The sequence below is a fragment of the Bacillus sp. 11C genome (assembly GCF_055486375.1).
This window is the reverse complement of sequence record NZ_JBUPVZ010000007.1, coordinates 116,314-132,400: the sequence shown is the minus strand read 5'-3', so window position 1 is coordinate 132,400 and position 16,087 is coordinate 116,314. Positions and strand designations below refer to the sequence as shown.

Annotated in this window: 18 protein-coding genes and 1 pseudogene; 9 read left to right on the top strand and 10 right to left on the bottom strand. The window is 43.4% G+C overall.

Annotation, left to right across the window (positions count from 1 at the left end):
* The first annotated feature begins 1 nt into the window (after position 1).
* Both manA and ACY3LV_RS12045 read left to right on the top strand, forming a co-directional pair.
* Positions 2–949, top strand: coding sequence for a mannose-6-phosphate isomerase, class I (gene manA / locus ACY3LV_RS12050; RefSeq protein WP_202328422.1), 948 nt, complete (start codon positions 2–4; stop codon positions 947–949).
* Positions 950–1,309: 360 nt separating this feature from the next.
* Positions 1,310–1,594 carry a hypothetical protein gene (locus tag ACY3LV_RS12045; protein WP_148964332.1) on the top strand — a complete coding sequence of 95 codons (285 nt, stop codon included), beginning with the start codon at positions 1,310–1,312 and terminating at the stop codon, positions 1,592–1,594.
* Positions 1,595–1,717: 123 nt separating this feature from the next.
* Here the strand turns inward: ACY3LV_RS12045 and ACY3LV_RS12040 are convergent.
* Both ACY3LV_RS12040 and ACY3LV_RS12035 read right to left on the bottom strand, forming a co-directional pair.
* Positions 1,718–1,837 (bottom strand): annotated as a pseudogene (locus ACY3LV_RS12040) (GNAT family N-acetyltransferase); the annotation flags it as partial.
* Between the two features lie 114 nt (positions 1,838–1,951).
* Positions 1,952–2,347 (bottom strand): hypothetical protein, encoded by a 396-nt coding sequence (locus ACY3LV_RS12035; RefSeq protein ID WP_333560638.1) that lies wholly within the window; start codon positions 2,345–2,347, stop codon positions 1,952–1,954.
* 238 nt (positions 2,348–2,585) lie between these two features.
* Here ACY3LV_RS12035 and ybaK point away from each other — a divergent pair, with 238 nt between their 5' ends.
* A complete protein-coding gene (gene ybaK, locus ACY3LV_RS12030; protein ID WP_333560637.1) occupies positions 2,586–3,068 on the top strand; it encodes a Cys-tRNA(Pro) deacylase in 483 nt (160 codons plus the stop codon).
* A gap of 57 nt (positions 3,069–3,125) precedes the next feature.
* On the opposite strand, the gene ACY3LV_RS12025 is transcribed toward ybaK, so the two are convergent.
* The 3 genes from ACY3LV_RS12025 to ACY3LV_RS12015 form a co-directional block, all read right to left on the bottom strand.
* A complete protein-coding gene (locus ACY3LV_RS12025; RefSeq protein WP_148964335.1) occupies positions 3,126–3,320 on the bottom strand; it encodes a DUF4177 domain-containing protein in 195 nt (64 codons plus the stop codon).
* A 523-nt stretch (positions 3,321–3,843) separates the two neighbouring features.
* Complete coding sequence (cyoE, locus tag ACY3LV_RS12020) at positions 3,844–4,833, bottom strand: heme o synthase (protein ID WP_333560636.1); 990 nt, start codon at positions 4,831–4,833, stop codon at positions 3,844–3,846.
* A gap of 123 nt (positions 4,834–4,956) precedes the next feature.
* Complete coding sequence (locus ACY3LV_RS12015) at positions 4,957–5,232, bottom strand: spore coat protein (RefSeq protein WP_202328418.1); 276 nt, start codon at positions 5,230–5,232, stop codon at positions 4,957–4,959.
* A gap of 250 nt (positions 5,233–5,482) precedes the next feature.
* On the opposite strand from ACY3LV_RS12015, the gene pdaC reads away from it, so the two are divergent.
* Positions 5,483–6,883 carry a peptidoglycan-N-acetylmuramic acid deacetylase PdaC gene (gene pdaC, locus ACY3LV_RS12010; protein WP_087990839.1) on the top strand — a complete coding sequence of 467 codons (1,401 nt, stop codon included), beginning with the start codon at positions 5,483–5,485 and terminating at the stop codon, positions 6,881–6,883.
* Between the two features lie 50 nt (positions 6,884–6,933).
* Here pdaC and ACY3LV_RS12005 read toward each other — a convergent pair whose 3' ends face one another.
* The 4 genes from ACY3LV_RS12005 to ACY3LV_RS11990 form a co-directional block, all read right to left on the bottom strand.
* Positions 6,934–7,407: a YjfA family protein gene (locus ACY3LV_RS12005; protein WP_464863858.1), complete on the bottom strand. Its 474-nt coding sequence runs from the start codon at positions 7,405–7,407 to the stop codon at positions 6,934–6,936.
* 129 nt (positions 7,408–7,536) lie between these two features.
* Positions 7,537–7,704 (bottom strand): YjfB family protein, encoded by a 168-nt coding sequence (locus tag ACY3LV_RS12000; RefSeq protein ID WP_087990841.1) that lies wholly within the window; start codon positions 7,702–7,704, stop codon positions 7,537–7,539.
* A 191-nt stretch (positions 7,705–7,895) separates the two neighbouring features.
* Positions 7,896–8,294: a ribosomal maturation YjgA family protein gene (locus ACY3LV_RS11995; protein ID WP_087991037.1), complete on the bottom strand. Its 399-nt coding sequence runs from the start codon at positions 8,292–8,294 to the stop codon at positions 7,896–7,898.
* 102 nt (positions 8,295–8,396) lie between these two features.
* Entirely contained in the window at positions 8,397–8,972 is a 576-nt protein-coding gene (locus ACY3LV_RS11990; RefSeq protein WP_087990842.1) for a YjgB family protein, read from the bottom strand.
* Between the two features lie 147 nt (positions 8,973–9,119).
* On the opposite strand from ACY3LV_RS11990, the gene fdhF reads away from it, so the two are divergent.
* From fdhF to ACY3LV_RS11970, 4 genes are all read left to right on the top strand, one after another.
* Positions 9,120–12,077 carry a formate dehydrogenase subunit alpha gene (fdhF, locus tag ACY3LV_RS11985; protein ID WP_202328417.1) on the top strand — a complete coding sequence of 986 codons (2,958 nt, stop codon included), beginning with the start codon at positions 9,120–9,122 and terminating at the stop codon, positions 12,075–12,077.
* Entirely contained in the window at positions 12,070–12,630 is a 561-nt protein-coding gene (locus tag ACY3LV_RS11980; RefSeq protein ID WP_087990844.1) for a helical membrane plugin domain-containing protein, read from the top strand. Before fdhF ends, ACY3LV_RS11980 begins: the two co-directional genes overlap by 8 nt.
* A 200-nt stretch (positions 12,631–12,830) precedes the next feature.
* Entirely contained in the window at positions 12,831–13,475 is a 645-nt protein-coding gene (locus ACY3LV_RS11975; RefSeq protein ID WP_464863857.1) for a DUF4352 domain-containing protein, read from the top strand.
* Positions 13,476–13,552: 77 nt separating this feature from the next.
* A complete protein-coding gene (locus ACY3LV_RS11970) occupies positions 13,553–14,179 on the top strand; it encodes an NUDIX hydrolase (RefSeq protein WP_464863856.1) in 627 nt (208 codons plus the stop codon).
* 31 nt (positions 14,180–14,210) lie between these two features.
* Here ACY3LV_RS11970 and ACY3LV_RS11965 read toward each other — a convergent pair whose 3' ends face one another.
* On the bottom strand, positions 14,211–14,489 hold the full coding sequence (locus ACY3LV_RS11965) for a hypothetical protein (RefSeq protein ID WP_148963894.1): 279 nt from the start codon (positions 14,487–14,489) through the stop codon (positions 14,211–14,213).
* Positions 14,490–14,881: 392 nt separating this feature from the next.
* Here ACY3LV_RS11965 and ACY3LV_RS11960 point away from each other — a divergent pair, with 392 nt between their 5' ends.
* The gene (locus tag ACY3LV_RS11960) at positions 14,882–16,072 is read left to right on the top strand and encodes a cytochrome P450 (protein WP_464863855.1); all 1,191 of its coding nucleotides are present in this window, start codon (positions 14,882–14,884) and stop codon (positions 16,070–16,072) included.
* The last annotated feature ends 15 nt before the right edge of the window (positions 16,073–16,087 follow it).

The following is a 16,087-nucleotide window of genomic DNA, read 5'->3' as shown; positions in this document are numbered from 1 at the left end:
CATGATGACTGAACCGTTATTTTTCAAGCCTGTTTTCAAAGAGAGGATTTGGGGCGGCACCGCTTTAGCTGATTTCGGCTATCACATTCCGTCAGAACGAACAGGGGAGTGCTGGGCTTTTGCCGCGCATCAAAATGGTCAAAGCGTTGTTCAAAACGGAATGTATAAGGGATTAACACTTAACGAATTATGGGAGCATCACAGATATTTATTCGGACATCTTGAAGGTGACCGTTTTCCTCTTCTTACAAAAGTATTAGATGCAGACCAAGACTTGTCCGTTCAGGTGCATCCGAATGATGATTTTGCCAATACACGTGAAAACGGAGAGCTAGGAAAGACTGAATGCTGGTACATCATTGATTGCGAGAAAGATGCAGAGATCATTTACGGCCACAATGCAAAAACAAAGGAAGAACTGATCTCGATGATAGAGGTTGGAGAATGGGATGAGCTCTTGCGCCGCGTAAAGGTAAAGCCGGGGGATTTCTTCTATGTGCCAAGCGGTACCGTTCATGCGATTGGAAAAGGCATTCTCGTTTTAGAGACGCAGCAGAATTCAGATACAACGTATAGAATATATGATTATGAGCGAAAAGATGCAGAAGGCAATATGCGAGAGCTTCATCTGGAAAAGAGCATAGAAGTCATAGAGGTTCCATCCATTCCAGATCGGCAATCTGTTCATTATGAGCAAACAGATGATTTGCTTACAACCACGTTTATTGAATGCGCTTACTTTTCAGTGGAAAAGTGGAGTTTATCAGGATATGTAAGCTTAAAGCAGCAAAAACCATTCCTTCTTGTCAGTGTGATTGAAGGAGAAGGCCGTATCATCTCCGATGGGAGTGTCAATCGCTTCAAAAAAGGAGATCATATGTTGCTGCCTTACGGGTTTGGAGAATTTAAACTGGAGGGGCAGGCAGAGTGTATCGTCTCTCATCTATGACACGATCAAGATAACAAGTGCGCCAATTCATGCTGGTCTTGACTGTTGACTGTAGCAGACTAAGGTGTTGATGAATGGAAAAACCCTTCTTCGAATTGAAGGGTTTTTTGATTGAATTAAAAGGGAGTGATCTGATCCCTTTATTTTAGCCCCCTCCCTCATGCTGTTAGCTATGCTGGCTCCTATAATTGCCAGATAAGGACAGTTATCTATCGGAAATGATTCATCTTCGAGCCATGTCCTTTCATAATATTTGTTTCGTTACTTAGTTTTAAAGAAAGAAATATAAGAATGCAAACGAATGAAAGTAAACATGCTGGACAAACTGATAGGGATCAAAAAGAAGAAAGGAGGGTGGATATGAAAAAATGGCTGCAAATCATAAGTGCGTTGTTCCTATCCAGTTTTGTATTAATGGGCTGTAATACTGGTCAAGATAATAATGATAATGATAACAATGCTCCAGATGTTGAGGAGAACGATCAAGATCATAACGGCAACAACCAAGATACTGACAATAACAACGTCCCAGGTGTCGACGAGGATGATACCATCAATAAAGATGATGAAGAAGATAATGATCCTGATCCAGAAGATCCAGTTGAGGATCCTGAAGATACCGACAAAGATAAAAAAGATGAGTAAGGAAACTTCATAAATCATTGTTTAAACCCGCTCTCAGTTTAGAGGAAGGGTTTAAACTATTTACACGGCCTTCAAAAAAGCAGACGAAATGCCTGCTTTTTTTATTGTTTTAAATGGTCACCTAAAAATGGTTCCTCTAACAATTTCCTGATTGTCCTTCTTTAAAATAATCCATGAGTCAAATTCTTTTGTCCCGTTGTTTTTAACTGAATTCTCACGGAAATAAGGTGTTGATTCAAAAAAAGTTATTCACCGATCTCGTTTAGATGTGGCATCAAGAAGGTTCATCTTTATCGTAACTGTTCGTTTCAAGAAGAACCATTATGCCACCTGAATGCTTTCTGAGGACATTTCGTATCACCTTTTCGCAATCAGATAAAGCGATACGGCTCTTTGGGTTTGAACAGGATTATGAAGCGTAATAACCCATTGGTTTCTTCTCCTTGGAAAGCTTGCGATCGCATACAATGGAGCAGTATCGCGTGATGAAAACCCGCCATTCATCACTTTTATATCCCTTCCTTCAAGGTGGCAAACAAGGTATTCACCCGGATTTATGACCTGTTGGTTCGTCCATGCGTAAGAATAAAACCCGTCTCCGAGATCCTCATAGGAAGATGGCGGTACAACGCCATCTACATTCAATGTGATTTGTCTTCTTCGCTGTCTTTCTGTAAAGTCTGGATGTCTCTGAGAGTTATGAGTAGGTGTAAAGTAAGGAATTGACGGAGGACTATGAAAGTAAGGATACAAAGCAACCACTCCTTCATTTTACATTTATACAAATTGTATGTGGGTGTATTTCGTTCATTCCTGATTTATTTCATGTTAACTAAGAATAGAACGAAAAGTGTGAGGACAATGACTGTGTTTTGGGAGTTGGACATGCAGCTTGGTGGAATATGGATATCTCTAGTGATAGTATTTATATAGACTGTAATAAAGTAGACATACAGGACTTCAGGAATTTTTTTGATAGTGGGGGAAAAGGATGGCGAAAAAAATGGCAAAAACGAATGCGGTTCGTCTGATCGAACAGCAGAACATCTCCTATGAGTTATTAGGCTACAAAACAGAAGGGGGCCAGCCGGTAGATGGCGTCTCTGTTTCGGAAAAAATCGGATATCCTTTGGAGTATGTATATAAAACATTGGTGGCAACAGCGAGAGCCCATCATTACTACGTCTTTGTTGTACCTGTTGCAAAAGAATTAGATGTAAAAAAGGCGGCAAAGGTAATAGGTGAAAAGAAAATAGACATGATTGCAATGAAGGAGCTATTAAGAGTAACTGGCTATCTTCGCGGCGGCTGCTCACCAATTGGCATGAAAAAATGGTTCCCGACATATATTGATGCGGCCGCTGAAACACTTGATTTTATCATTGTCAGTGCAGGGAAAATCGGTATGCAGCTAAAGGTAGCGCCGCGAGATTTAGCAAAAGCATGTGATGCTGCATTTGCAGAAATTGTATAGATGGCCCGCAACGAGATTGGGATACAAAGAGTAAATAAAAAAGCTTAGACACATAGACTAAGCTTTTTCCGCATCTCTTTCAAATATGATTTCAAAATAAGCAGCCGCTCCATACCCATCGATACTGGGAGCGAAAATCTGAATGAATGTCCAGCCTCTTTTCGCATAGTCATGGATGATTTGCTGGTAGTCTTCTTTAGGCCTTCTTCTCATCGTACTCAGTTCAACTCTTACGAATTCATACTCTTTCATCGTTTGATCCCTCCTGATAAGGTATACGGTAGTTCGAGCAAGAAGTTTCGTAAACCTTGGATAAGGCCTGAAAGTAAAATTTGTTATCTAAACTGAAATAAAGCTTTAAGCAAAAGGAGAGGTCTTACAAGTGTCTATTGTTTTTTATCTGTTTGCCTGAACTTTGCAAATGGCTGGCTGAAACAACAAGGATTTCATACAATCAAAACATGCAGTGATGCGGACATGTTTTTAAGCGGATGGATTTTGCCTCATCTTTTATTTTTGCATTACAGTAATCATTTCAAGAAAGCGATGGTATGACATGAACAAAGAAACCCTAAAAAACATACTCATGATTTTTTCAATATATGCAAGCCTACGAGAAACCGATGGTATGCGTATTGCTGATAGCTGGATTTTGAGTGAGATCGTACGATTTTTGATTTGCATGGCTGTGTTTTTGATCATGACATTTCTATTAGATGCTGTGTTTCCAAACAAAAAAGAGTCGCATTAATGTGTGACTCTTTTTGCATAACTATTATCTGATCAAAAACATCACAAATGAATCAACCATCATAATCAAAAACAGCAAGCAAAAATAAATGAGCGAGTAGACAAACATATCCTTTGCCCACTTCACATCATCATCTGTTTTGAATCCCTTGATGCTTTTTTTGATCCATATGCCTCCGAGAACCAGGGCAGCTAAGAAATAAAATGGACTGATATGGCCGCTGGCGAGAGTAAAAGGAAATAATAACGTGACCGGCACCAAAACTGCAATATATTGAATCATTTTTATTTTTGTTATATGATTTCCTCTTACAACAGGCAAAAGCGGAACGCCCGCTGCCCGATATTCCTCTTTGCGTCTGATCCCAATTGCCCAAAAATGCGGGGGCTGCCACAGAAACATGATCGCGTACAACAGCACTGCAGTCATACTGATGTCTCCGGTTACCGCGCAATACCCCATCAATGGCGGCGCAGCTCCGGGGAAGCTCCCGACAAATGTGCTCCACACAGAAGTTCGTTTCACCCATATCGTATAGATAATCGCATAAAAAATAAAGGCGGCCAGTCCGAGAAGGGCAGTTAATGGATTGAGGGAATAGAGCATCGCAAGACCGGTGATTCCTAAAACAGAGCCATACGTTAAGAGCATAGCTGGCGGCATTTTCCCTGTGACCGAGGCTCTGCTGCGGGTGCGTGCCATTTTTGCGTCCATATGCCGATCAAAATAGTTGTTATAAACAGTTCCGGAAGCCATAACAAACGCGGTTCCAAACATTGCTGTCACCATTGTCATCAAAAAAGCCATTCCGGTTAATGGTTTTTCTGCGCTTGCAAATGCGATCCAACATCCGCCGAAGGCTGCTATCGAGTTTGATATGATAATGCCGGGTTTTGCAAGTTTGATAAAATCGTAAATTGTTACCCGATTTGAAGGTTTTATGTATTTCGTTTCAGATATAGCTGCAGAATCACTTGTATTCTCCAAAAATAGACGCCTCCCCCAAAACTGCATGCTATTGTTATCGTAACAAGACGGCTATGAGAATTACAATCATTTCCTATATTTGTCATGATATTGTCATTTTTAAAACAAAAAAATAGGGAGCTGGACTGCCCCCATTTTGGTAAACGACGCCTAGTATCCGTAACCTCCGCCGTAACCTCCGCCGTAACCTCCTCCGTATCCGCCGCCGAAACCGCCGCCATAACCGGACCAAGGGTAGTAAGGCGGTCGTGGGCGCGGTCTCGGGCGCGGGTAATAGTAAGGCGGACGCGGATAAAACGGATAGAACGGTCTAGGGTAATAATAAGGCGGGTAAAATGGCGGTCTCGGGCGCGGATAATAATAAGGCTGTCTTTCATCATAAGGTGTCATTTGTTCAAATGTCTGTTCATTCAAAGGATAATCCAAGAGGAAAACCTCCCATGTTTTTTTTATTCCTTTTACCATATTCTTGATGTGTGAGTTGGGTGTATGTACATTCGTGAAATCGATTTTTTTATGATGAAATCCCTGAAAAAGGATTGACAAGAACTACTAAATCTCATAGTATTACAAATGTGAAATAAATGTTACTGTAATATTACAAGAATATTTCTAAAAAGATACAGTTCTAACTGATAAGGATAAATCGAAATGGTTATGAAAGAAGGAATTTGGGTTGTTGGCAAAAAGAATCAAATGGTTTCATATCTTATTAGCAGTTGTATGTGTGGCGGGCCTTATTGGCTTTTTCCATAATTCATTACAAAAAGAAACGGTTATGACTAAAGTGAAAACTGATTCTCAGTATGGGAACGTGGAGATCGCAACGCTTGTGAACGACGGGAAAACGTTCAATTACGCAGTCAATTATCCAGTTTTTAAAAATAAAAAAATGGATGCGGCATTAAAGAGTTTCGCAGAGAAAGAGGTTCGCCAATTTCAAAAGGAAACAAAAGACGTTGATCAGGAGCATACGACAAAACGCAACGAATTAAATGTTGATTATAAAATTGCCCATTACGCCAAACAGACAGTAGCGATTGTATTTAATGAATATAAATATATCGGCGGTGCACACGGGCAAACCGTGAAAAAAACGTTTAACTATGATTTTAGTAAACAAGCTTTTCTTTCGATTGATGATATTTTCAAAGAGGACGCTGACTATTTACATAAGCTTTCGTTAATCGCTTATCATGAACTGAAAAAAGATAAGGACATTGCTGCTGACGAAGCGCTGTTAAAGGAAGGAACGGCACCGAAAAAAGAAAATTTCAGCCGCTTTGCCATCAAGCAAGATTATATCGAATTTTATTTCGATACATATCAGGTCGCAGCAGGCTATCTTGGGGAGCAATCGATTGCGATTAAGAAAAGCCTCTTGAAAGACATTGTGAAAGAACAATATATTGATAAAGCAAAAAACAAAAATAAAATCAAAGAGCAAAAGCCGAAGCATGAAGTGATTTCATTGCCTAAAGAGGAAACGGTTGATCCAAATCAAAAAGTCATTGCGCTTACTTTCGATGACGGCCCGAATCCTGCGACAACAAATCAAATTTTGGACTCCTTGAAGCAACATAAGGGGCATGCCACGTTTTTTGTTCTCGGGAGCAGGGTGCAATATTATCCGGAAACGCTTAAAAGGATGCTGAAAGAAGGACATGAGGTGGGGAACCATTCATGGAGCCACCCGCTTCTCACAAGGCTTTCAGTAAAAGAAGCGTTAAAGCAGATCAACGACACGCAGGATATTATTGAAAAAATAAGCGGATACCGTCCGACGCTTGTAAGACCTCCATACGGCGGCATTAATGATGAGCTGCGGAGTCAATTGAAAATGGATGTCGCATTATGGGATATTGACCCGGAAGATTGGAAAGAACGCAACAAAAAAACAATCGTTGACCGGGTCATGAGTCAGGCGGGAGATGGAAGAACCATCTTGATTCACGACATTTACCGCACCTCTGCTGACGCGGCCGATGAAATTATCAAAAAGCTCACCGATCAAGGCTATCAATTGGTGACGGTCTCTCAGCTTGAAGAGGTTAAAAAACAAAGAGAAGCGAATTAATACGAAAAGGCTGCCGCGGATATTGCCCGTTTGGACAGCCTTTTTTCTTTTTAGTAAGAGCCTGTAGTGGCCCAAACATTCAGATTCGGTCCTGAATACTTACCGAAAGCGTAAGAAGTCCGTGGATCCAAATCATATACCATCGGTGTATAACAAGATTTTTGGCCGGCCACCGCTTTTCCATTGCCGCCTGCAGAATCACAGTTATATCTCTTTCCGTCCGTGTTCCGGGTAATCTCCGCATTTGCTTCATAGCCTGACGTCAATGTATGATTCATCGTGATTTTTGCCCAAGCCGTTTTACATGCACTGCTGAATTTGAGCTCGACCACCCCGATGACTTGATTGTTGGCATTCACTAAGTTTGAGGATTTTTTTGTAAAGCCGCTGGATGCACAATCATTGTAATAAGGGCTTTTTCCATCGTAGGCATGGGTTTCGGCGTTGGCGGGCGTCCCTTTGACGGCGAAAATAAATACAACTGCGAATAATATCAATGAAGCTTTCGTAAACAATCTTTTCATGTCTTTTAATAACCTCCTTCATATGGCAAACAATACATCATACGGAGGAACAGTCAAAACATGCATGCTCTTTTGTGAACAATAAAGGCGGCCGGGAGGATGGAGTCCTTGGCCGCCTTTGGTGTGTGATTAAGCTTTTATATCAATGGTTTGTCCGAGTGTCGGATGCTGAATCATCTTTAAGGTTTGATCGGCATTTTGCTGGGCCGTGTCCAACACTTTTTTCGTTAAAGCGATATCAACATTTTGGGCAAGTGATGCTTGATGCATAGCAACTGATAAAGCGGGAATATCCATCGTTCCACCTCCTATGCCTTACCTATCGGCGGGTTTGGATGATTTTACAGTGCAAAAGGGCTTAATTTTCCATGTTGACCCTTACGCTGCGGCATACCGTATGTTTTTAACAAGGGGGAAATCAGGATGAATCTTGTAATGGAAAAAACCTTTGAGCAATATGAAAAGTTGTTTTCTATATGAAAAAAGCGTCACATTTTGTGGCGCTCTTTGATTCCTAGGACGAGCAGTTCTATGGCTGCACAGAGTGCAATTCCGATCGTATACGCTTCGATATCGCTCCATAAAAAACCGTACCCCAGTACAAGGCCGCCAAGAGAAGTGTCTCTGATCCGGTCGATCCAATCTGAGTGATACAGCTGGCTGATTTCAATGAAAAAACAGAAAGAAAGACTGATCATGCCCGTCATCATTGTCTTCATTTTCCGAAATAGAAACCCGCATCCCATATAGATCATGGCCGCCCACAGCGAGTCCCCCAGATAAGGATTGACGGCATCCGGCAGAACACTTGAGAATGCTCTGGATCCCAGCCCCATCGCTATGATCATCATGGTGACAGCTGCATATATCCATCGATTTCGCTTCATTGAGAATTGATACCCCGTCTCTGTTTCAACTCCCATGTATTGTAAGGAATATACCCTCTATTTGTCCAATAAAAAAAGCGGCTGAACAGCCGCATGATGTGATTATTTCGCTTTAAGGTTTACATGGTCGGCGGTCTGGTCCTTGCCAATTACAAAATGGAGTTCATATCGGCCTGTATTATATACATAATCTATTTCATCGGTAAACGGGACGGTTAACACTCGATTAGCGGCGCCTAATTCATTTCGCAGCACTTCCGGGGTAACCCCTCCTAAATTCAGCTGCCGTTCCACGCCGGTTCCAAAGTAGCGGATTTCTGAAATGGTCATGTCTTGATGATAGGAAAATCCGTAGCCCGGGTTCCCCATATTCCAGTGATATAAATCAAACCGATTGTCTCCTCCGGACGGCCGTTCCGGTTCCCCTAATTTAGCATGGACATCGCCTTTCGTGCTTTTGTTAATGGTAAGGCCTTGCGCCTGCTGAGGCATTTCCCCTGTGTAGGCGGTGTTGTAGAGGTTTTTGACAAGCTCGGCGGCGGATTGATTCGTATCTTCGGAGAGCGTTGTTGCTTGAGTTTCGGCCTTTACAGGGGTTGGAAAAGGTGCTGCGCCAAAGCTGGAAAGAGAGGCTGTCAGTGCGGCTGTCGCGGTTAGAACAGACATTGTTTTGTTCATGATATCCCTCCTTTTTCATCTACCACCTCGTTTCCCGGTGTGAATGTGCTAAAACATTTGAGTGCGTTTTGTATGTTTTATTGATCTCTTGTAAGGGAAGAGAAATGGGTAATTCGGTATATACACTGGCAAGAAAGGGGAATGGAGATGGCTCAACAGAAAAAAATCACAATAAACGGCGTTGAAATGGAAGCCTCCGAAGATCAAACGCTGCTGCAGCTTTTGAACAACAGTTCGATTGAAGTGCCGCAAGTTTGCTATCATCCCAGCTTAGGGCCGATTGAAACATGTGATACGTGCATCGTCAGCATCAATGGTGAGCTAAAGAGATCGTGCTCCGCTGAAGTAAAGGATGGGGATGTCATTGATACGCTTTCGCCTGATGTCAAAAAAGCGCAGGTCATCGGGATGGACAAGATTTTATATAATCATGAGCTTTATTGTACAGTTTGCGATTACAACAACGGGGGGTGTGAAATACATAATACGGTGAAAGAAATGAAAGTCAATCACCAAAGCATCCCGTTTGACCATAAGCCTTATCATAAGGATGAATCTCATCCGTTTTACCGGTACGATCCAGACCAATGTATTTTGTGCGGCCGTTGTGTTGAAGCTTGCCAAGACGTTCAGGTGACTGAAACCCTGACCATTGACTGGGAGCGGAAACGCCCGCGCGTCATTTGGGATAACGATGTGCCGATCAATGAGTCGTCTTGTGTGTCATGCGGCCACTGTTCAACGGTCTGTCCGTGTAACGCGATGATGGAAAAAGGAATGGAAGGGGAAGCCGGATATTTAACAGGCATTGATCACGAAACGCTCCGTCCGATGATCGAGATCACAAAAGGCGTAGAAACAGGGTACGGCTCGATTCTCGCCATTTCTGATATGGAATCCGCCATGCGTGATGAACGGATCAAGAAAACGAAAACCGTCTGCACATACTGCGGCGTGGGCTGCAGCTTTGATGTCTGGACAAAGGGAAGAGACATTCTGAAAGTGGAGCCGCAGGAGGAAGCGCCAGCCAACGGCATTTCTACTTGTGTAAAAGGAAAGTTCGGCTGGGATTTCGTAAACAGCGAGGAGCGCCTGACAAAGCCGCTGATCCGCGAAGGCGACCATTTCCGGGAAGCGGAATGGGAGGAAGCGTTAACGCTGATCGCCAACAAGTTCACCGATTTGAAAGACGAGTTTGGCTCTGATTCACTTGCCTTTATTACATCTTCTAAATGTACAAACGAGGAATCCTACCTCATGCAAAAACTGGCAAGAGGGATCATCGGCACAAATAACGTGGACAACTGCTCGCGCTATTGTCAATCTCCTGCGACTGCCGGCCTGTTCCGAACAGTCGGCTATGGCGGTGATTCAGGGTCAATTACAGATATCGCGCAAGCAGACCTTGTGTTGATTATCGGTTCGAATACGTCTGAGTCCCATCCAGTCTTGTCCACTCGCATTAAACGGGCTCATAAGCTGAGAGGACAGAAAGTGATCGTAGCGGATATCAGAAAACACGAAATGGCAGAGCGCTCTGATTTATTTGTCCAGCCGCGTGCGGGTTCAGATATCGTCTGGCTGAATGCCATCGCCAAATATTTGATTGAAAACGGCAAGGCTGATGAACGCTTTTTACAAGAAAAAGTGAACGGACGGGATGAATACGTAAAAAGCCTGGCGCCATACACACTCGAATATGCCGAGGAGAAAACCGGAATAGATCGAGAAACTCTCATCGAAATGGCCGAGATGATCGGTCAGGCTGACAGTGTGTGTGCATTATGGGCGATGGGTGTGACGCAGCATATTGGCGGAAGCGACACGAGCACGGCGATCTCGAATCTGCTGCTTGTGACAGGAAACTATGGAAAACCGGGAACAGGCTCTTATCCGTTGCGCGGTCATAACAACGTGCAGGGGGCAAGTGACTTCGGAAGCATGCCTAACAAACTGCCTGGCTATGAAAATGTAACGGATGAACAAGTCCGCCAAAAATACGAGCGGGCGTGGGGGGTGCCGATGCCGAAGGAGCCGGGCATGACCAATCACGAAATGATTGAAAAAATCCATTCCGGCCAGCTGAAAGCGATGTATGTAAAAGGGGAAGAAATGGGGCTGGTTGATTCCAACATCAATCATGTGCACGCCGCATATGAAAAGCTTGATTTCTTTGTGGTGCAGGACATTTTCTTTTCACGAACAGCAGAGTATGCCGATGTTGTTCTTCCTGCGAGCCCAAGCCTTGAAAAAGAGGGTACTTTCACAAACACAGAACGTCGTATTCAGCGATTGTATCAGGTGTTTGAACCGTTGGGCGAATCAAAGCCTGATTGGCAAATTATTATGGAAGTAGCCAATAAGCTTGGCGCTGGCTGGCGCTATGAACACCCTAGTGACATTATGGAGGAAGCAGCCATGCTGTCGCCGATTTATGCCGGTGTTACCTATGAACGTCTTCGAGGCTACAATTCTCTTCAATGGCCTGTAAGCGCCGATGGAAAGGATTCGCCTTTACTCTTTACAGAGCGCTTTCCTTTTCCGGACGGCAAAGCCATTCTTTATCCTGTTCAGTGGACGGAGCCTGATGAGTTCGGTGAGGAATATGATATCCACGTCAACAATGGGCGGCTCTTAGAACATTTCCACGAAGGAAACTTAACCTACAAATCAAAAGGGATTTCGGAGAAAACACCGGAAGTATTCTTAGAAATTTCTCCTGAGCTAGCGGCAGAACGGGGAATTCAGGATGGAACACTTGTCAGACTCACCTCGCCTTTCGGAAATGTCAAAGTGAAATGCCTGATCACTGATCGTGTCAAAGGGAAGGAAGTATATTTGCCAATGAACGATTCAGGGGAAGCAGCGATCAACCTGTTAACAGGCAGCCATGCCGATAAGGATACCGATACGCCGGCATACAAAGAAACGTCAGCCAAAATGGAAATTTTGAAACGGGACGGAACCAACCCGCTCCCTAAAATCAATCACCGCAACGGCAACCCGCAGCCGCAAATCGGTGTGCAAGTGCAAAAGAAATGGGCGCGGAAGGATTATATTTTCCCTGGTGACGCAGTGAAAAGGGGGATTGGGCGTAATGGCTAAAGCAATTAAACAAATCCAGAAAATCCAAGTAACCGAAGAGGATCAGCGTAAGCGTGATATGAAAGAAATTGAAGATGCATTAGTTGAAAATAAGGCAGTCATTCTAGAAACGCTGCAAATGCTCGGCCACATGAACGAGCGCGGCGTCCTGCCATTGCTCCGCGGCCTTTTTGGCCAAGGGGATAAAGTCCTTGATATCCTAGTCAAAAAAGCAGATACAGAGGAAACGGCCAATACGCTGAAAAATCTGCTTCTTCTGTTTGGAACGCTCGGCATGCTGGATGTGAAACAGCTGGAGCCCCTCATTTTGAAAGTGAATGCGGGGGTGGCAAACGCGGTGGAACAGAAGGACAGCGAAGAGAAAACAGGTTATTTCGATATCATTCGTTCGCTCAAAGACCCGGAAATCAACAAATCAATTACACTGCTTTTCTCGTTTTTAAAGGGAATGGGACAAGATACAAAGGAGATGGAACGCACGACGCAGCCTCCGGAGCACCAAAAACAACAACAGGAACCGAGAGAGAAAAGGGATATGAATAAGCGAGATTGACTACCTGCCCGAGCCGGCTGCTGCCAGCTCGGGTTTTTTTTTGATGAAAAGGACTAATGAACTAGTGAAAAATGTTCAAACACTAGAAAAGAGTCAGTTGGTAATAGATAAAATAAATAAAATTGTTACTTTCTTACCTGTCAGGAAAAGGTAAAACCTGATTATAATAGAAATCGATTACTTTAGATGGGGGAACAGTCGTGAAAAAAGTCTTATTGCTATTATTTGTCCTGACGATCGGGCTTGCGCTTTCCGCGTGCAGCCAATCGAGCGATGCGTCAGAGAAAGAAAAACCGAAAGAGAAAAAATCGGAAGAAGAGCTTAAAAAGGAAATTGATAAGGAATTGAAAAAAGGCGGTGAGCCGAAGATTAAAAAAGATGATCAAATACATAAAATAGGAGAAACGTTTAAAGCAGGACATACGAATTTTACAGTGAATAAAGTTGATAGAGTGCAAAAAGGTGAATATACGGAATTTGGAGGAGCTGTAGACTCTAAGTCAAAAACATTAAAAGAAGATGAGGAACGGCTCATTATAGAAGTTACGATAGAAAACATAGGGAAAGACTCAATAAGCTACAATTTTATCGGGATAGACTTAAAAGACAAGAATGATCAATCAGTCCGGCCAGTTTTTTCTATAGAAGAGCAGGGCAGAATGCTTATGGGAGGAACACTAGTATCAGGGAAAAAGGTTACAGGTGTACTCAGTTATGTCATCCCTAAAGGGGAACAAAAACATTGCACACTGGTATATAATCCGTTTTTAGCTAATAATTCAACAACCACTAAAATTGAAGAAAGAGTGAAGGACAATATTGATTATTTGGTGAAGTTAGATTAGAAATAGATTTACAGTTGCACGTTTTCATTAGTGGGAAACGTGCTTTTTTTATAGCGGAAAATAATGTGAAAGGATGAGTGATCAAAGTGCAAACCAAATGGCTGAAGCGGGCGCAGCGGATTCGGGCGATCGCGCAGGCGGGACTCGCTTTTTCAAAGGATGTGTATGACAGGGAAAGGTACGAAGAGCTGATGAAGCTAAGCGCAGAGATGATGGCGGATTACACGCAAACGGAAATTGAGGTGATCACTGAATTATGGAAGGGCGAGAAAGGCTATCCGACACCGAAAGCGGATGTTCGCGGCGCAGTATTCCGAGATCATCAGATTTTGCTTGTTCGGGAGAAGCATGATGAGCTGTGGTCACTGCCGGGCGGGTTTTGCGAGATTGGCTTATCACCGGCTGAAAACGTGGTCAAGGAAATCAAAGAAGAGTCGGGGTACGATACAGAACCGTCCCGATTGCTGGCCGTGTTGGACAGCCAAAAGCATCCCCATCCGCCTCAGCCGTATCATTACTATAAAATTTTCATTGCATGCAGCATAACGGGCGGGCAGGGGGAAACGGGAATTGAGACGAACCATGCCGCTTTTTTTCCGGAGGACAGGCTCCCGCCGCTTTCTCCAAAACGAAACACACCCTCACAGCTTTGCATGCTGTTTGACTTTATACGCCATCCAGAAAAAAACACGCTATTTGACTAAAAAAGAAAGAGCCCGGAAAGCTCTTTCTTTTTTATAGCGCAATATGTTTTTCGTTGGCGAGTTTCAGAAGGGTCAAAATAGAATCGGCTTGTTTATGGCCGAGTTTTTGCTTTAATTTGTTTTCTTCAACTAATCGGTTGCCGTAAATCTCGACAGAAGCTTTGTCGACGACAGCATGCCAGTTTTCTTGATTTTTTTCCTCAACAAGCGGTTTTTCATGTCTCTCAGAAAAAGAGAACACAAACAATACAAATGCAAGTGAAAGCAGGATGCCGACAAATTGTTTTTGGAAATCAGTCTGTGCTGCCATGTTGTTCTCTCCTTCACCTTTTACCTTCTATTAAATCATAGAATCAGCGTGCTTTATATAATGGAAAAGTCATCTTTTTAAGTTAGTGCTATTGGTTGGAAATAGGGGTGTTTTCGCATCGGAACGTGTGCAATTGAATGCATATTGAATTTGCATGTCTATGCCTAACGTCACGTTGTGAGCCCAAATGGTAGTGCAGAATAGAAAAAAATTGAGAGATTATGGTAAGATGAACGGAATTCGAGAGGGAATATATGATGCCTGCATCGGACTTCATGATCGCCTGCCTGCTGTTATCAATCTGTCTATACTTGATTGTCCCTCTCTTTCTCGAAAGCGGGAGGTGAAGAAGAGCGCCAATTGCTGAATTCTTTCAAGGAGAGTGACAATACATGAATGTGTTAAACCGCCGGCAAGCCTTGCAGCGAGCGCTGCTCAATGGAAAAAACAAACAGGATGCTTATCATCCGTTTCCGTGGTACGAATCGATGAGAAGGAATGCACCTGTTTCCTATGATGAAGAAAACCAGGTGTGGAGCGTTTTTCTTTATAATGATGTCAAAAAAGTCATTGGAGATAAAGAGGTGTTTTCCAGCTATATGCCGCAGCAATCAAGCGCTATTGGGAATTCCATCATTAATATGGACCCGCCGAGGCATACGCAAATCCGTTCTGTAGTGAATAAAGCCTTCACACCGCGTGTGATGAAGCAATGGGAACCGAGAATTCAGGAAATCACAAATGAATTGATTCGAAAGTTTCAGGGACGAAGCGAGTTTGATCTTGTGCGCGATTTTTCATATCCGCTTCCGGTCATCGTGATATCTGAGCTGCTCGGGGTTCCTTCTGAGCATATGGAGCGGTTTAAAACATGGTCTGATCTTCTGGTCAGCACGCCGAAGGATAATAGTGAAGAAGCTGAAAAAGCCTTTTTGGAAGAACGAAACAAGTGCGAGGAAGAACTGGCTGCGTTCTTTGCCAACATCATAGAAGAAAAGCGAAAAAAACCGGCACAGGATATCATTTCAATTTTAGTGAAAGCGGAAGAAACAGGCGAGAAGCTTTCCGGAGAAGAACTGATTCCGTTTTGCACGCTGCTATTGGTGGCCGGGAATGAAACCACAACAAACCTGATTTCAAATGCGATGTACAGCATATTGGAAACGCCGGATGCTTACGAGGAACTGCGGTGCCATCCTGAACTAATGCCTCAGGCAGTGGAGGAAGCCCTGCGTTTCAGGGCGCCTGCACCGGTTTTGAGGCGAATTGCCAAGCGGGATACGGAGATTGGGGGACACCACATTAAAGAAGGTGATATGGTTCTGGCTTTTGTGGCGTCAGCAAATCGTGATGAAACGACGTTTGACAGGGCGCACCTGTTTGATATTCACCGCCATCCCAATCCGCATATCGCGTTTGGACACGGCATCCATTTTTGTCTTGGGGCACCGCTTGCCCGTCTTGAAGCGAATATTGCGTTAACGTCTTTGATTTTTGCTTTTCCTCATATGGAATGTGTCAGTATCACGCCGATTGAAAACAGCGTGATATACGGATTAAAGAGCTTTCGTGTCAAAATTTAATCAATAAGGGGACTG